14 protein-coding genes are annotated in these 16,438 nt (G+C 61.4%); 5 read left to right on the top strand and 9 right to left on the bottom strand.

All coding sequences use genetic code 11. The annotated features are described in order from the left end of the window. The first annotated feature begins 141 nt into the window (after nt 1-141). Nucleotides 142-1,749: a methyl-accepting chemotaxis protein gene (locus tag DFR38_RS09080; RefSeq protein ID WP_059284950.1), complete on the top strand. Its 1,608-nt coding sequence runs from the start codon at nt 142-144 to the stop codon at nt 1,747-1,749. Between the two features lie 83 nt (nt 1,750-1,832). Here the strand turns inward: DFR38_RS09080 and DFR38_RS09075 are convergent, their stop codons facing one another. The 4 genes from DFR38_RS09075 to lptF all read right to left on the bottom strand — a co-directional run bounded on the left by DFR38_RS09075 (nt 1,833) and on the right by lptF (nt 7,132). Further along, nucleotides 1,833-2,282: a MaoC family dehydratase gene (locus DFR38_RS09075; RefSeq protein WP_059284949.1), complete on the bottom strand. Its 450-nt coding sequence runs from the start codon at nt 2,280-2,282 to the stop codon at nt 1,833-1,835. A gap of 95 nt (nt 2,283-2,377) precedes the next feature. After that, the gene (locus DFR38_RS09070; RefSeq protein ID WP_110313305.1) at nt 2,378-4,948 is read right to left on the bottom strand and encodes a [protein-PII] uridylyltransferase; all 2,571 of its coding nucleotides are present in this window, start codon (nt 4,946-4,948) and stop codon (nt 2,378-2,380) included. A gap of 1 nt (nt 4,949) precedes the next feature. Next, complete coding sequence (gene lptG / locus DFR38_RS09065; protein WP_059284948.1) at nt 4,950-6,026, bottom strand: LPS export ABC transporter permease LptG; 1,077 nt, start codon at nt 6,024-6,026, stop codon at nt 4,950-4,952. Between the two features lie 5 nt (nt 6,027-6,031). Beyond that, nucleotides 6,032-7,132, bottom strand: coding sequence for an LPS export ABC transporter permease LptF (gene lptF / locus DFR38_RS09060; RefSeq protein WP_059284947.1), 1,101 nt, complete (start codon nt 7,130-7,132; stop codon nt 6,032-6,034). A gap of 203 nt (nt 7,133-7,335) precedes the next feature. Between lptF and DFR38_RS09055 the strand changes: the two genes are divergently transcribed. Genes DFR38_RS09055 through DFR38_RS09040 form a run of 4 tightly spaced genes read left to right on the top strand, consistent with a single transcriptional unit; the run spans nt 7,336 to nt 11,864 of the window. Further along, nucleotides 7,336-8,901 carry a leucyl aminopeptidase gene (locus tag DFR38_RS09055; protein WP_110313304.1) on the top strand — a complete coding sequence of 522 codons (1,566 nt, stop codon included), beginning with the start codon at nt 7,336-7,338 and terminating at the stop codon, nt 8,899-8,901. Next, nucleotides 8,888-9,310, top strand: a complete 423-nt coding sequence (locus DFR38_RS09050) for a DNA polymerase III subunit chi (protein WP_059284946.1) — start codon at nt 8,888-8,890, stop codon at nt 9,308-9,310. The genes DFR38_RS09055 and DFR38_RS09050 overlap by 14 nt, the downstream gene beginning before the upstream one ends. A 2-nt stretch (nt 9,311-9,312) precedes the next feature. Beyond that, nucleotides 9,313-11,313: a hypothetical protein gene (locus tag DFR38_RS09045; protein ID WP_110313303.1), complete on the top strand. Its 2,001-nt coding sequence runs from the start codon at nt 9,313-9,315 to the stop codon at nt 11,311-11,313. After that, nucleotides 11,313-11,864 (top strand): cob(I)yrinic acid a,c-diamide adenosyltransferase, encoded by a 552-nt coding sequence (locus DFR38_RS09040; RefSeq protein WP_059286037.1) that lies wholly within the window; start codon nt 11,313-11,315, stop codon nt 11,862-11,864. The genes DFR38_RS09045 and DFR38_RS09040 overlap by 1 nt, the downstream gene beginning before the upstream one ends. A 61-nt stretch (nt 11,865-11,925) precedes the next feature. On the opposite strand, the gene DFR38_RS09035 is transcribed toward DFR38_RS09040, so the two are convergent. The 5 genes from DFR38_RS09035 to trxB all read right to left on the bottom strand — a co-directional run bounded on the left by DFR38_RS09035 (nt 11,926) and on the right by trxB (nt 16,344). After that, on the bottom strand, nt 11,926-12,759 hold the full coding sequence (locus DFR38_RS09035) for an alpha/beta hydrolase (protein ID WP_110313302.1): 834 nt from the start codon (nt 12,757-12,759) through the stop codon (nt 11,926-11,928). 4 nt (nt 12,760-12,763) lie between these two features. After that, entirely contained in the window at nt 12,764-14,167 is a 1,404-nt protein-coding gene (locus tag DFR38_RS09030) for a PhoH family protein (protein ID WP_059286036.1), read from the bottom strand. Between the two features lie 51 nt (nt 14,168-14,218). Next, a complete protein-coding gene (locus DFR38_RS09025; RefSeq protein ID WP_059286035.1) occupies nt 14,219-14,671 on the bottom strand; it encodes a peroxiredoxin in 453 nt (150 codons plus the stop codon). Between the two features lie 76 nt (nt 14,672-14,747). After that, on the bottom strand, nt 14,748-15,386 hold the full coding sequence (locus DFR38_RS09020; protein WP_059286034.1) for a Smr/MutS family protein: 639 nt from the start codon (nt 15,384-15,386) through the stop codon (nt 14,748-14,750). 4 nt (nt 15,387-15,390) lie between these two features. After that, nucleotides 15,391-16,344, bottom strand: a complete 954-nt coding sequence (gene trxB, locus DFR38_RS09015; RefSeq protein ID WP_059286033.1) for a thioredoxin-disulfide reductase — start codon at nt 16,342-16,344, stop codon at nt 15,391-15,393. Between the last annotated feature and the right edge of the window lie 94 nt (nt 16,345-16,438).

Below are 16,438 nucleotides of genomic sequence, written 5' to 3'. Positions count from 1 at the left end.
GCCTTGAGCGGGTTTTTATTTGCGGCTGCGGCTGGTAATTGGTCGCAGGTTTCATATGCTAAGCCTAGTGCTTGTTGTTAGAATGGTGAGATTAAATCATTTGTTTTAAATAATTAAAATTAACGCAAGAAAACACATCAAATGAAGATCAATCTGCCTGTCACCACCACGGAGCTGAGTGTTGATCCTGTCAATCCCATCGTGACCAAGACCGATGTGAAAGGCAGCATCACCTATGCCAATCGTGCCTTCATTGAAATCAGCGGCTTCAGCGAAGCCGAGTTGCTGGGCAAGAACCACAATATGGTGCGGCATCCGGATATGCCGCCGGCAGCCTTCGCTGATTTGTGGGATACGGTAAAGACAGGCAAGCCCTGGCGCGGCATTGTGAAAAACCGTGCCAAGAATGGCGATTTCTACTGGGTGGAAGCCTATGTGACGCCGATTACCGAGCATGGCCGCATCGTGGGCTATATGTCGGTGCGCTCCCGCCCCAGCCGTCAGGATGTGGATGCGGCGGCCGCGCTGTACCGGCAGGTAATGGACAAGCAGGCCACCCTGCCTTCCACCCTGCAGCGCTATGCCAGACAACGCGATGTGCTGAAAGTGGCGCCTGCGCTGGCCTTGTTTGGCTCGGCAGTGGCCGTGGTTTCGTTTTTCCTGCCCGACTCCATGCAGCTGCTGCGGGAAACCGTCGGGGTGGGCGGCAGCCTGCTGGCGCTGGGCAGTGGCGCCTGGGGCTGGTTGCGCATCCGTTCCGCGCTGGCCGTGCTGGATGGCCGTTTCCAGGATTTGCAGGAAGGCCGGCTGGATCATGCCATCCAGGCGCATGAAGGCGGCTTGCTGGGCAAGGTGCTGGCTTCGCTGGAAGCATTGCGCATCCACTATCGCGCCACCATTGCCGACGTGATGCGTGCCAGCCATTACACCAAGCAGCAGGCGCATGGGCTGCTGGATGATATGCATGCCTTGCAGGAGCGCTCAGTGGAGCAGCGCCAGGGCCTGAACCAGATCAGCCACAATATGGAATCACTCAGCCTGGCGGTGCAGGATGTGGTGCGGCTGGCCGAGCATAATCAACAGGATTCGCAACACACCCAGCAGGTGGCGCGCGAGGGGCGGCAGACCATGGATGCGGCCACCACGGCGGCACAGCGTGCGGTCAGCGTGGTGTCGCAGTCGCGCGGTGCCATGGTGGAGCTGGACGAAGCCATGATCCGCATCCGCAGCATGACCACGCTGATCCGCGAGATCGCCGATCAGACCAATCTGCTGGCGCTGAATGCAGCCATCGAGGCCGCGCGTGCCGGCGAAATGGGTCGTGGCTTTGCCGTGGTGGCGGATGAGGTCAGAAAGCTGGCGGAGCGCACCACCAAGACTACGGACTCCATTGGTGGCATCGTCGAGGAAATCGGCAAGATCACCCATTCGGCGGTCAGCAGCATGGATGCCACGGTGGAGGAGGTGGACGAGGTCAATGGCCAGATCCGTCTGTCGTCCGGCAATCTGCAGGGCCTGATCGAGGCGGCGGAACAGTCCAGCCAGCAGGCGCAGCAACTGGCGCGGGAGATGAGCAGCAAATCCGACTCCATCAATGTGATGGCGGCGGCGCTGGAGCAATTGAATGCGCTGTCCGAGCAGGATCTGCACACCACGCAGTCGATTGGTGACAGTGCCAGCCATCTGGCCGAGACTTCGGTCGATCTGGCACAGCTGACCGACACCTTCAGCAAATGGCAGCAGCGCTGAGCGATTGTTGACGGCGGTATCACAGAAAAACCTGCCCATCCTTGCGGACGGCAGGTTTTTTCATGGTGATTGCCTGCGGTGGCTCAGGCTGCCGGGCGGCAGGCGACCCAGATTGCGGTTTCCAGTTGCATGGCGATTTCATCGCGCTGGTTGCGGGTGGTCCAGCGCAGTTGCACCACACCAAAACCCGGCTGGCTGGTCGAGCGTTTGCCTGTCAGCACTTCGATTTCCGCACGCAGGGTATCGCCTGCGCGGGTGGGCTGCGGCCAGCGCATGTCCTTGATGCCCATGCCGATCAGCCCGTTGGCGACTTCTTTCAGCTCACTGGCGGTAATCAGGCGCATGGTCAGGCTGCTGGTGTGCCAGCCCGATGCGGCCAGGCCATCGAACACGCTGGCTTTGGCAGCCACGGGGTCGGTGTGGAAGGGTTGCGGGTCGAACTGGCGGGCGAACTGGATGATTTCGTCCTGGGTGAGGGTGTGGCTGGCCGTGTGAAACAAGCGGCCGGGTGTCAGGTCTTCGAAATAGAGCATGGCATTACGTTTGCGTAAGTTGATACTGCAGCATACGGCGCCAGCCGCCTGTGGTCAAAGCCTGTGTCAGGCCGCCGCTGGCGGCCCGACAGTATTCAGATGCGCAGGGCGCTGATCAGCGCGCTTTCCAGGGCCAATACCGTCTTGTCGTCCTTGAGGCCGGGACCACTGATCAGGAAGGAGTCTTCCGCACGGCTGCCCAGGGTCATGATCTTGGCGGACTGCACACTCAGGCGGTAGTCCGCCAGCACCTTGGCAATGCGCGCCAGCAGGCCGGGGCGGTCGCCGGCAACAATGGACAGTACATAGTAATTGTCCTTGTCGTCCGGGCGGATCAGCACTTGCGGCGCAATGGGGAAGTGCTTCAGATGGCGGCTGATACGGCCATTGGCTGGCGGCGGTGGCGGCGTTTCCAGGCGCAGGCATTCGGCCAGTTCGAATTCGATGAAGTTGATCATGTCACGATAATCGCCGTCGTGGTGCTCGGGGATGAAGACATGAAAGGTATCCAGCGCATAGCCGTGGCGCGTGGTGTAGACCTTGGCATCGGCAATGCTGTAGTTGGTGCGGCCAAAGAAGGCGCAGGTGCGGGCAAACAGCTCCGGCTTGTCCGGGGTGTAGACCAGCACCTGGATGCCTTCATGGTCATCCGACAGTCGCGCCCGCACCATCGGCGTGTCGATATTGACGAAGCGGTTGAGGATGCGCGCATGCCAGGCGATTTCGCGTGCTTCGTGGCGCAGGAAGTACACCATGTCCAGCTGCGACCACAGTTTTTGCTCCACGCCGGCCGGCACTGCATACAGGCGCAGCAGGCTGAGCGCCTGGGTCTTGCGTTCTTCCAGCTCCGAATTCAGGTCCACTTCGCCGCCGCGCAGCAGTACGCGCAGGGTGGCGTTATACAGGTCTTCCAGCAGCTTGGCTTTCCAGGCATTCCATACCTTGGGGCTGGTGCCGCGGATATCGGCTACTGACAGCAGATACAGCGCTGCCAGCCGGCGCGGCGTGCGGGTCAGCTCAGCAAAGCGCTGGATGATGTCCGGGTCGTAGATGTCCTGTTTCTGCGCGATGCTGGACATGGTCAGGTGCTGCCCCACCAGCCACACCACCAGCTCGGTATCTTCGGCCGACAGTTCGTGCTGTTCGCAGAATTCACGCGCGTCCACCATGCCCAGGGTGGAGTGGTCGCCGCCACGACCCTTGGCAATGTCGTGGAACAGGCCGGCTACATAGAGCACTTCCGGGCGCTCGAAGTCGTTGATCAGCCGTGACAGGAAGGGGTATTCGTGGTTGAAGGCGCTGATGGCAAAGCGGCGCAGATTGCGCACCACCATCAGGATGTGTTCATCCACGGTGTAAACATGGAACAGGTCGTGCTGCATCTGGCCGACGATGCGGCCAAAGCCCGGCAGATAACGCCCCAGCACGCCGTACAGATTCATGCGGCGCAGGCAGCGGGTAAGGCCCGGCTCGCGCAGCATCTGCATGAACAGGCGACGGTTTTCCGGGTTCTTGCGGAAACGGTCGTTGATATGGCTGCGACCATGCCACAAGGCGCGCAGCATGCGCGGCGCAAAGCCGGTGAGTTCCGGATTGCGCTGCAGCATGAGGAAGGCTTCCAGAATGGCGGACGGCTCTTTTTCGAAGACATCGGGGCGGCGGATGCCCAGCATGCCGTTCACCGAATAAAAGCGCTCGTTCAGGTTCTGGGTGATGCGCGGCACCTGCGAATACAGCCGGGCGCGCAGATTGGGCAGCAGGATGCCATTGAGCTGGCTCACCGTCTTGGCAGCGCGGAAGTAAAGCTGCATCACCTGCTCGCTGGCGCGTTTGGCCGGCGTGTCCTGCAAGCCCCAGGCCAGGCCCATGCTTTGCTGCAGGTCGAAAATCAGCCGGTCTTCGCGCCGGCGCGCCAGGATGTGCAGGTCGATGCGCAAGCGCTGCAGCTGGCGGTCGCTGTGGTGGATCAGCCGGGCTTCGGCCTGGGTAAGGATGCCGCGCTGCACCAGATCGCTCCAGTTTTCACCCAGCCCGATGGCCTTGCTGATCCACAGGATGGTGTGCAGATCACGCAAGCCGCCGGGGCTTTCCTTGATATTCGGTTCAAGATTGTTGGTGACGCCAAAGTGGCGGTTGTGGCGTTGTTGCTGCTCCAGCGTCTTGCCTTCGAAGAAGGCCAGCGGGTCGCGCTGGCAGTCGAGGCGGGAAATCAGCTGCTGGTAGGGCGCGGCCACCCCGGCGATCAGGCGGTTTTCCAGCAGATTGGTTTCGATGGTGATGTCTGCTGCCGCTTCCTGCAGGCATTCTTCAATGGTGCGTACGCTGTGGCCGACTTCCAGTCCGATATCCCACATGCGGCTGATCAGTGCCGCCACCCGCTCGGGCAGTTCGGCCGGGGTGGGGCTGGGCAGCAAGACCAGCACGTCGATGTCGGAGCAGGGGAATAGCTGGCCGCGACCATAACCGCCAACGGCAATCAGCGAGGCATCGGCATCCAGCCCCGCCTGCTGCCATAGCTGTTGCAGGACCTGGTCCACCGCCAGACTGTGCTGCGCCAGATAGCGCTGCGGATCACGTTCGCCCAGATAGTGTTCGACCAGTCGCTGGCGGGTGCTGGTCAGCTGTTTGCGCAGGTCCTGGGTCAGCTCGGTGGTGGATTCTTCCATGTCAGCGTCTTTCCTGTTTCAGGATGAGGGCGATGCCGGCGAACAGAAACAGCAGGGTGGGTACCGTGGCCGAGATCACCGGGTTCCAGTTGTACAGCAAGCCCAGGTGGCCGAACAGGCGGTTGATGAAGTGAAAGCCCACCCCCAGGCAAATGCCGGCAAACAGCTTGAGGCCAAGCTGGCCGTGGCGGCGCTGCTGCGGCGTGAATGCCAGCGCCACCAGCGCCATCGACACACAGGCCAGCGGATAGAACAGCTTACCCCACAGGGCAATGTCGTAGCGCTGGGTTTGCTGTTTGTTGGCGCTCAGGTGTTCGATGTATTTCATCAGGCTCAGGGCCGACATCTGTTCCGGCACCACCAGCAGCACATTGAGGATGTCCGGCTCGATGATGGAGCTCCACTGTGCCAGCGGCACCGATTTGCTTTCGGTGTGATCGGCATACAGATGGGTTTCCACCACATTGCTCAGCTGCCAGATATGGGTGCCGCGCAGGAAATTGCCGCGCTCGGCATAACGGGTGGTCACCAGTTGATAATTATCATCATAGGTATAGATGCGCACGCCAAGCAGGGTGGTGTCCGGCAGCATCTCATGGACATTGATGAAGTTGTTGTTGTCTTTCACCCAGATGCCGGAGCGGAACTCCTGCGCCACCATCGAGCGCATGGCCGACAGTTTCATGCGTTCGGCCTGTTGCAGCGAGTAGGGACTGATGAATTCGCCCAGTGCGGTGGTGAGGATGGCGAAGCCCAGGCCGAACAGCAGCAGGGTGCGGGCAATCTGGGCCAGGGTGATGCCGCAGGTGCGGATCACCGTGTATTCACTGGAGCTGGCCAGCTGGGTCATGGCCACCATGCCGCCGATCAGCACCGCCAGCGGCATCAGTTCGTAGGCATGGCCGGGAGCCTGCATGGCGATATAGGCCAGCATCTTGCCGATGTGGTAGCCGCCCTGGTTCAGGTCCGGCACTTCATGGATGATGTCGAAGAATCCATAAAGGCCCAGCAGGGCTGCCAGGGTAAACAGCGTGGACTGGGTCAGCGCGCTGATGATGTAGCGATAAATCAGTTTCATCGGGCTCAGTGCTTGTGCAGGAAGTATTTCAGGGTCTGGCGCACGGTATTGGCCGGGCGGTCACGGTATTTCAGCAGCAAAACGGCAATGATCAGCACGATGACATGCACCAGCAGAATGCTGGCCATGCCGACCTTGCCCTGGGTAATCCAGTTGCGCACCAGCGTCAGGCTGTTCTGGTACAGGAAGAAGGCGAGCAGGGCGACCACCAGATTGTGGGCATGGCCGTTGCGCGGATTGTAATAGGACAGGGGGATGGCCAGGAAGGCCAGCACCAGGCAGCTCAGCGGCATCGACAGGCGCCATACCAGTTCCGAACGATAGCCCGGATCACTGCTGCCAAGCAGCGCGCTGGTGCTTTGCGCCTGGCGATTGTTCGGGCGCGCGACCAGCTTCTGGTTATTCCCCACTACCACGCTATAACGCTTGAAGCTGCCGACTTCGTAGTTGGACTGGCCCGGCTCACCCACATAGCGCCGGCCATCTTCCAGCACCAGTACCCGCTCGTTATCGTCGTTGACGGTAATGTAGCCACGCTTGGCAAAGATGCTGGACACCTTGCCCTCGCTCATGTCCTGCATGAAGATATTGGTGGCAGCACCATGCTCGCCGCCATAGCTTTCGATGAAATACACCTTGCTGCCCGAACCGGTTTCCTTGAACACGCCCGGGGCAATGGCGCTGATCTCTTCGCGCCGCTTGAGGATTTCGGCATAGACCTGGCTGCGTTCTTCGGCCCAGGGGGCAATATACAGCGACACGATGCCCACCAGCAGGGCCAGCGGAATGGTGAAACGCATCACCGGCCACACCCAGTCGCGCAGCGACAGGCCGGACGACAGCCAGACGGCCATTTCGTGGTCGCGCCAGATACGGGTCAGCACCACCAGCACGGTGACGAAAACGGTGAGGATCATCAGCAGAGGAAACAGGCCGAGCGCCCAGAAGCCGATCAGTGCAGTGACCGCCTCATTGGCGATTTGTCCTTCGGCGGCGCGGCCGAGCAAATTGATCGCCTGGGTGGAGAGAATGATGGCCAGCAGGACGACAAATACGCCCAGGGCGGTAAAAGTCAATTCTCGGGTCAGGCTTTTACGAAAAACCATTTATCAGTGCCTTTTTGACTTTTTGTGACTAGCGTAGTGATAATTTGATTTGATAACTCTGAAACGCCGTTTTCGGCAAATTTCGGGATGGACGCAGCTTCTGTCTTCGCCTGCTACAGGCAGGGCTTTCCGGCACAAAATCTGGTGCAGACAGCCTGTCAAGAAGTGGAACAACTGACACTCGCATTACACGGGAGTACAAGATGGAATTTAACATAAAAAGCGGCAGCCCGGAAAAACAGCGCGTTGCCTGCGTGATAGTAGGTGTCTATGAATCGCGCAAGCTGACCTTCGCAGCCGATTTGCTGGATCGCATCTCCAATGGCTTCATCAGCGATGTGATCCGCCGCGGCGACATGGAAGGCAAGCTGGGCAGCACACTGTTGCTGCATTCGGTGCCGCATACCCTGTGTGACCGTGTCATGCTGGTGGGTCTGGGCAAGGAGCGCGATTTCCGTGCCAAGGAATACCGCGAAGCGGTACGCAGCTCCATCCGCAGCCTGACCCAGACCTCGGCCACCGAAGCCGTCAGCTATCTGACCGAACTCACCGTGAAGAAACACGATGTCGAGTGGATGATCGAACAGGCCACCGTGGTCACACTGGACATGCTCTATCGCTTCGACCGTTTCAAGAGCAAGCAGGACGAAAGCGTGCGCGAACCGCGCAAGCTGACGCTGGCGGTGCCGCGTCGCAGTGATCTGGCTGATGGCGAGAAGGGCTTGCAGCGCGGCTTGGCCATTGGCAACGGCATGAAGCTGGCCAAGGATCTGGGCAATCTGCCGCCCAATGTCTGCACCCCGAGCTATCTGGCAGGCGAGGCCGAGCGTATTGCGGCCGACTTTGGCTGTGGCGTGCAAATCTATGGCCAGGCACAGCTGGAAGAGCTTGGTCTGGCGTCCTTCCTGTCCGTGGCGCGTGGCAGTGTGCAGGAACCCAAGCTGATCGTGCTGCAATACCAGGGCGCCAAGGACAAGAGCGACCGTCCGCTGACGCTGGTGGGCAAGGGCATCACCTTTGATTCCGGCGGCATTTCGCTCAAGCCCGGCGAGGGCATGGACGAGATGAAGTACGATATGTGCGGCGCCGCCTCGGTGCTGGGCGCTTTCCGCGCTGCCGTGGAAATGAAGCTGCCGATCAATCTGGTGGCCATCGTCCCGGCCTGCGAAAACATGCCGGCCGGCAATGCGGTCAAGCCTGGCGACATCATCACCAGCCTGTCCGGCCAGACCATCGAAGTACTGAATACCGATGCGGAAGGCCGCTTGATCCTGTGCGATGCGCTGACCTTCGCCGAGCGTTTCAATCCGGACACCGTGATCGATGTGGCCACGCTCACCGGAGCCTGCGTCATCGCCCTCGGCCATGTCGCCACCGGCCTGTACAGCAACCAGGACAGCCTGGCGCGTGAGCTGCTGGCGGCCGGCGAAGAAGTGGCCGACCGCGCCTGGCACATGCCGCTGTGGGACGAGTACCAGGAGTTGCTCAAGAGCCCGTTTGCCGACATGGCCAATATCGGCGGCCGTCCGGGTGGCAGCATCACCGCCGCCTGCTTCCTGTCGCGCTTTGCCAAATCCTACGACTGGGCGCATCTGGACATCGCCGGCACCGCCTGGAAGAGCGGCAAGGACAAGGGGGCCACCGGCCGTCCGGTGCCGCTGCTGGTGCAGTTCCTGCAGGATCGTGCCGACATCGCCCTGGGCAATGTGGTGCGCCGTGGCCGTCCGCGCCGTGAATCCCCTGAAATCGTTGAAGATGACGCGGATTGATTTTTATACCAATGTGGCCCAGCCGCAGGAGTTCGCCTGCAAGCTGGCCGCAACGGTATTCCGCAAGCAAGAGCGCCTGCTGGTGTGGCTGGAAGACGAGCGGGCGCTCGACACCTTCAGCAACCGGCTGTGGTGTCTGGGTGATACCCAGTTCATTGCCCATTGCCGGCTGGATGCGGCCGAGGCAGCGCAGACGCCCATCTGGCTGACGGCCGAACTGCCGCCTGCACTGCAGCATCCGGTCCTGCTCAACCTGGGGGCAGAATTACCGCCCGCACCGCAGCATTTTTCCCGTATTCTGGAGATAGTGGGAAGCGATGAGGCTGCACTGGCCACAGCGCGTCACCGCTTCAAGGCCTATCGAACGCTGGGCTGTGAAATCCAACATCACGACATGAGCCACAAGTGACCATGAACGAGTCGCCAATGCCTGATCTGCCCTCTTGGGACGAGCTGGACCTGCCGGTACTGGATGAAGTGGTGGATGAGTCCGCCGTGCCGGTGCTGGCCGAGGAAGTGCTGGATGTCCCGGACTTTGACTTCTCCAGCGAGCTGGACGTGATGCAGCAAACCCTGGCCCCGCCAGATCACGCCATGGCCGAGCTGGAAATACCGGAGCTGACGCTGGAGGATCTGGATGTGGTCAGTCCGGCAGAGGTGCCGGCTGCTGCCGCGCTCGACCTGACCGCCTTGCCCTCGCTCGATCTGGATGAGCCCCTGGCCGATGAGCTGTCGCTGGAGCAGGTCTTGCCCGAGGCGCGGCCAGAGCCTGTGCCGGCGGCGCCGGTGCCACCGGTGTTGCGGCCAGAGGCGCCGGTGATGGCGGTGGATGGCTTTGAATTCATGCTGGATGGCCATGTGCCGCCAGCGTCGGCAGCGGGCAGTCAGCCCGAACCGTCATCGCCTGCCACGGCGCCACAGCCAGCGGCCGAGCGGCCGGCCGCAGTAGGGCAAGCACCGGTCGCGCCATCCGCTGCTGTGGCTGAAGCAATGCCGTCTGTTCCTGCCGAGCCGCCGCCCCCGGCCTTGCCGGGTGGTTTGTCCATTTCGCTGGATAGTCTGCCAGATGGTGTGCTGGGTGGTGGTGTGGGCAAGGTGGAAGAGGCCCGCCCCTCTGCCGCCGAATTGCTGGCGCGCGCGCAAGCACTGGTGGCGGCGACGCCCAGTTCGCTGGATGATGTATTGCACGCGGCCGAACTGACGCTGGCGCAGGAAGAAAGCCTGCAACGCTTTCATGCCGCACCGGCTGCGCCGGCGGCAGCCCAGCAAACCTTCGCATCGCTTGGCGAGGCCGAGTTGCGGGCTGCCATGGCCGATCTGCCGGGCGCTGTCGCTGCAGAGAGTCAGGAAGAGGACTGGCCCAGTCTGGGCGATGTCGACCGCCTGAACGAAACCGAGCGCGAGCTGCCGGCCGACGCGGCAGTGCAGGCCGCTGCGCCGCTGCTGCAAGCCGAGTGGCAAGACGAGCCGCCCGAGCACGCCGTGCCGGACAGCGCACTGGCTGTGCCGGTGCTGGAGCAGGAAGAAGACTGGCCCAGCCTGGGTGATGTCGACCGCCTGAACGAAACCGAAGTGGAAATACCGGACGAAGCAGCCGTGATCGCCGCCGCGCCGCTGCTGCAAGCGGAGTGGCAGGATGAGCTGGCAGCGCCTGCCGTGGCGGATAGTGCGGCTGCCTTGCCGGTGCTGGAGCAGGAAGAAGGCTGGCCCACGGTGGGCGAGGTGGACAAGGAGAGCGAAACCGAGGTGGATGGCGAGCCGGAGGTGCCGGTAGTCAAGGCTGCTGCATCTGCTGTGCAGGGCTTGTTTGCCGAGTCGCCCTTTGCCAGCGAGCGGCAGGCGGCCGTAGCTCCGGACGCGCCCGCTATTCCCGCCTTGCCAGACGAAGTGCAGGCCGAGCCGCAGGCAGTGGCAACTCAGCCTGCGCCGGTGGTCCAGCCAGTATTGCAGACTGCAGCTGAGCAAGTCATCGAACCGCCTTTGCTGGAAGAGCTGGCCGGTGCCAGTTTTGCCGCTGCCATGCCGCAAGCCCATGTCCAGCCTGCTGCGGAGGCCGGCAAGGCGGTGGAAGTGCTCAATGTCGCCGCAGTGACCACGGCCACAGCCGCTTCTGCGCTGATGAATCCGGTTGGCAAGCCTGATGCAACCGTGGCGGTGGTGGATGAGCGGGCGCTGGTGGAGGCGATGTATGAAAAGCTGCTGCCAAGGATGAAGGTGGAGCTGTCCTTGTGGTTGCAGGATGCACTGGAACTGCAGGCCAAGAACATGCTGTCCGGCGTGATGCAGCAATTGAAAGAAGACTACGACATGTTGTTTGGTGAAACATTGAAAGAAAGCCTGCGCCAGGCCATCCTGGCACTGGGGCGCGAACAGCAGGGGCGGCATGACGCCCCGCGAGGGGAGCAGGACTGATGGGGCATAGACTGTCACGCATTGTCACCCGAACCGGGGATGATGGTAGTACCGGGCTGGGCGATGGCAGCCGCGTGGGCAAGGATAGCCCGCGCGTGCAGGCGCTGGGTGATGTGGATGAGCTGAATTCGGTGATCGGCGTACTGCTGGCGGAGGATCTGCCGGAAGAGGTCGCCCAGCGCCTGCTGGCCGTGCAGCATGATCTGTTCGATCTGGGTTCAGAACTGGCGGTGCCGGGTTATGCCGCGCTCAAGCCAGAGCATGTGCTGATGCTGGAGGAGTGGGTGGCGGACATGAATGCCGAGCTGCCCATGCTGAAGGAGTTCATCCTGCCCGGCGGTTCGCGCCAGGCCGCGCTGGCGCATCAGGCCCGCTCGGTCTGCCGTCGCGCCGAACGTGCCGTGGTGACTGCGGCGCAGGATAGCGAGGTGTCGGTGGCGGCGCGCCAGTATCTCAACCGTTTGTCTGATGCGCTGTTTGTGCTGGCACGCCATCTGAACAAGGCGCTGGGCCGGCCTGATGTGCTGTGGCAGCCGCATCGGCGCGACTGAGACGGCCATGGGCAGAAAAAAGCCGCGAGGGGTCTCGCGGCTTTTTTCATGCAGACGGCGCTCAGGCCGGCACATGGCAGCTGCGTTCTGCCGCCACGGGCTGATGCAGCGTGTCCAGCCATTGCAGCAGCCGTTCGGCGGTACGCTCCCAGCGGGTGTCCAGCATCATCATATGCCCCATGTGCGGCAGGATTTCGGCGTTCACATCCAGCCGCTCGGCAGTGGCCACCACATCTTCCGGCGAGATCAGCATGTCTTCCGCCGCCCCCAGCACCAGTGCCGGCAGCGGCTGGATGGGGCGGATGGCCAGCGGATTGACCAGTGTCATGTCCATGACTGCACGCTGGCTTTCCTGCTGGCAGCACTGCGTCAGCAAGGCCGTGGTGGCCGCCGGTGCATCGTGCGACAGCAGCAGGTCGCGCAGCTCGCTCTCCACCGGGTTGTAGCTGCCTTGCTGGTACAGGTTCAGGTTGAGCAGCAGCACCGGCGCCTGGGTCAGCAGGCGCAGGCTGGACGATGCCAGCCCCGTGGGCGGAACCGAGGCCAGAAAGGCGGCCGCCGGCAGGGTGTGGCTGGTGAGGTATTGCTGCAGCACGAAGCCGCCCATGGAGTGGCCGATCATGATGGGCGTGCGTTTGATGCGCTTGACTGCCGCACTCAGGTTGCGCACGTAGTCATCGATGCTGATGGCAGACAGATACTGGTGGCCATCGCTGTCGCCATGGCCTTCCAGGCTGATGGCCCAGCAGTCGAAACCCTGCCGGGCAAACCAGGGCAGGAAAGTGCGCTGCCAGCACCAGGCGGCGCAAAACGCGCCGTGGACAAACAAAAGGGGCGGAGCATCGCGCTCCGTCCCTTGAGCTGCCTCATGGATCAATTCGAGGCGTGGATGCATTTAGTCAAAGTACCTCACCAGCATGGTCTGCCAGACGTGAACGTTCCCCGCGTTGCAGGGTGATATGGCCGGAATGTTCCCAGCCCTTGAAGCGGTCGACCACATAGGTCAGACCGGAACTGCCCTCTGTCAGGTAGGGGGTGTCGATTTGTGAAATATTGCCCAGACAGACTACCTTGGTTCCCGGACCTGCACGAGTGATCAGTGTCTTCATCTGCTTGGGCGTCAGGTTCTGCGCCTCGTCGATGATCAGGTATTTGTTGAGGAAGGTGCGGCCGCGCATGAAGTTGAGTGACTTGACCTTGATGCGCGAGCGCACCAGATCACGGGTGGCGGCACGGCCCCAGTCGCCGCCATCGTCATCACTCTTGTTGAGCACGTCCAGGTTGTCTTCCAGCGCGCCCATCCATGGGGCCATCTTTTCCTCTTCCGTCCCCGGCAGGAAGCCGATGTCTTCGCCTACCGGCACGGTCACCCGGGTCATGATGATTTCCGAATACAGCTTCTGCTCCAGCGTCATCGCCAGCCCGGCGGCCAGGGTGAGCAGGGTCTTGCCGGTACCGGCCTGACCGAGCAGGGTGATGAAGTCCACTTCCGGGTCCATCAGCAGATTCAGGGCGAAATTCTGTTCGCGGTTGCGTGCGGTAATGCCCCAGACATTGTTCTTGTGGTGGCTGTAGTCTTTCAGCGTCTGCAGCACGGCGACTTTGCCTTCTACCTTGCTGACACGCGCTTGCAGTGGCTGCGGGCCGTCCTGCCACAGCATCTGGTTGATGTGCAGATTGGGCACATCCGGGCCTTTGAGCTGGTAATAGCTGCGGCCCTGTTCCTGCCAGGACTTCATGTCCTTGCCATTGCGCTCCCAGAAGGTCTGGTCGACTTCGCGGGTGCCGGTGTACAGCAGGTCGGAGTCCTGCAGCACCTTGTCGTTGAAGTAGTCTTCGGCATCCAGCCCCAGTGCGCGGGCCTTGATGCGCATATTGATGTCCTTGGACACCAGGATGACCGAGCGCTCCGGGTGCAGCTCCTTCAGCGCCATCACGATGCCAAGGATCTGGTTGTCGGCCTTGCCCACCGGCAGCGAGGCCGGCAGCACGCTGTGAATGGCCTGGGTCTGCAGGATGAGCTTGCCGGTGGCCGCTTCGCGGCTGGCATTTTTCAGGGTGATGCCGGCTTCGATCTTGGTTTCGCAGCCGCTGACGATATCGTCGAGAAAGCGGCTGGTCTGGCGGGCATTGCGCGCCACTTCCGACATGCCGCTCTTGTGGGCGTCCAGTTCTTCCAGGGTGATGATGGGAATGAAAACATCGTGCTCTTCAAAGCGGTACAAGCTGGTAGGGTCGTGCAGCAATACATTGGTGTCCAGAACGAACAGCTTGGCGGTTTTGCTTTTCTTACGGCTTACCATGATGGACCCCTTGGCGATGCAGGGCCCGGTCGGCAGACCGGGGCACTGCGTTTAGAGAGTGTTTACAAAGGCAAGAACTTCAGCGGCGTGGCCGGGTACTTTGACCTTGCGCCATTCACGAACAATCATGCCGGCGGCATCGATCACGAAAGTGCTGCGCTCGATCCCCCTTACCTGTTTGCCGTACATGTTTTTCATTTTGATGACATCGAACAGGCTGCAAACCGTTTCCTCGCTGTCGGACAGCAATTCAAACGGCAGTTCCAGCTTGGTTTTGAAGTTTTCATGCGATTTGATGCTGTCGCGCGAGATGCCGACAATAGTGGCGCCAGCAGCGGCAAACTGGCTGTGCAGCTCACGAAAATCCATGGTTTCATTGGTGCAGCCGGGGGTGTTGTCCTTGGGGTAGAAGTAAATCACCAGTGGCTTGGGGGCGGCAGACAGGGTAAACGTGGTGCCGGCAGTGCCGGGCAGGCTGAAGTCGGGGCAGGCGGTACCTGACATGCAAGACTCCTGAAGGTGGTGGTTGATGGGAATGCAACCGCCTCGCTTTGAGCTTAGCGGAAATTTCTTACTATTGTCATCCGGATTCTGAGTCGTATGCCTCGTGCGGACCACGGCGGACCAATACCAGCAGTGCACCGTCGCCTCCCATTTCCTCACTGGCCTGACAAAACGCCAGTACCTCCGGATGGTGACTGAGCCAGGCGCGCACCAGCTTTTTCAAAACCGGCTGGCCATTGGAGCCGAAACCCTTGCCGTGGATGATGCGCAGGCAGGGGCCGCGACGGCGGGCGCGGTGCAAGAACAGCGCCAGGGCGTCCTGTGCCTGGTAGCGGTCCATGCCATGCAGATCCAGCTGGCAGGCAACCGGCCAGTGGCCATTGCGCAGACGTTTCAATGTCTGGTTGGGCAGGCCGCTGCGACAGAACTGCCCCAGCTGCTCGGCGGGCTCGAACAGGCCAACCATGTGGCGCAGTACTTCCATTTCCGTCTGGCTGGAAAGGCCATGCTGGGCATGCCGCTGCCTGGGGTGCGGGCTGGGCTTCTTGGGCTGGTGAATGTGACGGGGCGGGCTTTTCAGTGGAATGACATCGCTGAACAGCTGCTTGAAGTCGGGTTCGGGTGGGGCGGCAGGCGGGGATGCGGGTGCGGCAGACGTGTCGCGTTGACGCGTCTGCCGGCGGATTTCCTTCAATGTGTCCTTGAAGGCCTTCAAGATATTACTTCAGGCTGTCCAGATAGCGCTCGGCATCCAGGGCGGCCTGGCAGCCGGAGGCGGCGCTGGTCACTGCCTGGCGGTAGATGTGATCCTGCACATCGCCAGCGGCAAAGACGCCTTCCACGCTGGTCAGGGTGGCATTGCCTTCGCGGCCGCCACGGGTGATCAGGTAGCCGGTGGCATCCATTTCCAGCTGGCCCTTGAAGATGTCGGTGTTGGGCTGGTGGCCGATGGCAATGAACACACCCATCAGCTTGATCTCTTCCACGCTGCCGTCGGTAAACTTCAGGCGGGCACCGGTCACGCCGCTATCGTCGCCCAGCACTTCATCCAGGCTGGCGTTCAGCTTGAGGGTGATCTTGCCTTCGGCCACGCGCGACATCAGCTTGTCGATCATGATCTTTTCGGCGCGGAAGCTGTCGCGACGGTGGATCAGGGTGACATGTTTGGCGATATTGGCCAGATACAGTGCTTCTTCCACGGCGGTGTTGCCGCCACCGACCACGGCCACGTCCTGATTGCGGTAGAAGAAACCATCGCAGGTGGCGCAGGCCGATACACCCTTGCCGGCAAAAGCTTCTTCGGAAGGCAGGCCCAGGTATTTGGCAGAGGCACCGGTGGCGATGATGAGCGCATCGCAAGTGTATTCGCCGGCATCACCTACCAGACGGATCGGCTTTTCATGCAGATGGGTGGTGTGGATGTGATCGAAGATCATTTCCGTACCGAAACGCTCGGCATGCTGCTGGAAGCGTTGCATCAGTTCAGGACCCATCACGCCGCTGGCATCGGCAGGCCAGTTGTCCACTTCGGTGGTGGTCATCAGCTGACCGCCTTGAGCAAGGCCGGTGATCAGCACCGGTTTCAGATTGGCACGGGCGGCATATACGGCTGCGGTATAGCCGGCGGGGCCGGAACCAAGGATCAGGAGGGGGCTGTGACGGGTGTCGCTCATCGTGGTATTCCTGTTTTAGGTCGTTGGGTTGTCATTTTAGCAGCTTTGCCATGACAGAATGGCGTGGGCCGTCTAAACTGATCAGGTAAGCATT

It is taken from the genome of Aquitalea magnusonii, assembly GCF_003202035.1.
In the GTDB taxonomy this organism is placed as follows: domain Bacteria; phylum Pseudomonadota; class Gammaproteobacteria; order Burkholderiales; family Chromobacteriaceae; genus Aquitalea; species Aquitalea magnusonii.
The sequence above is the reverse complement of the archived record's forward strand: the minus strand, read 5'-3'. Positions and strand labels throughout refer to the sequence as shown.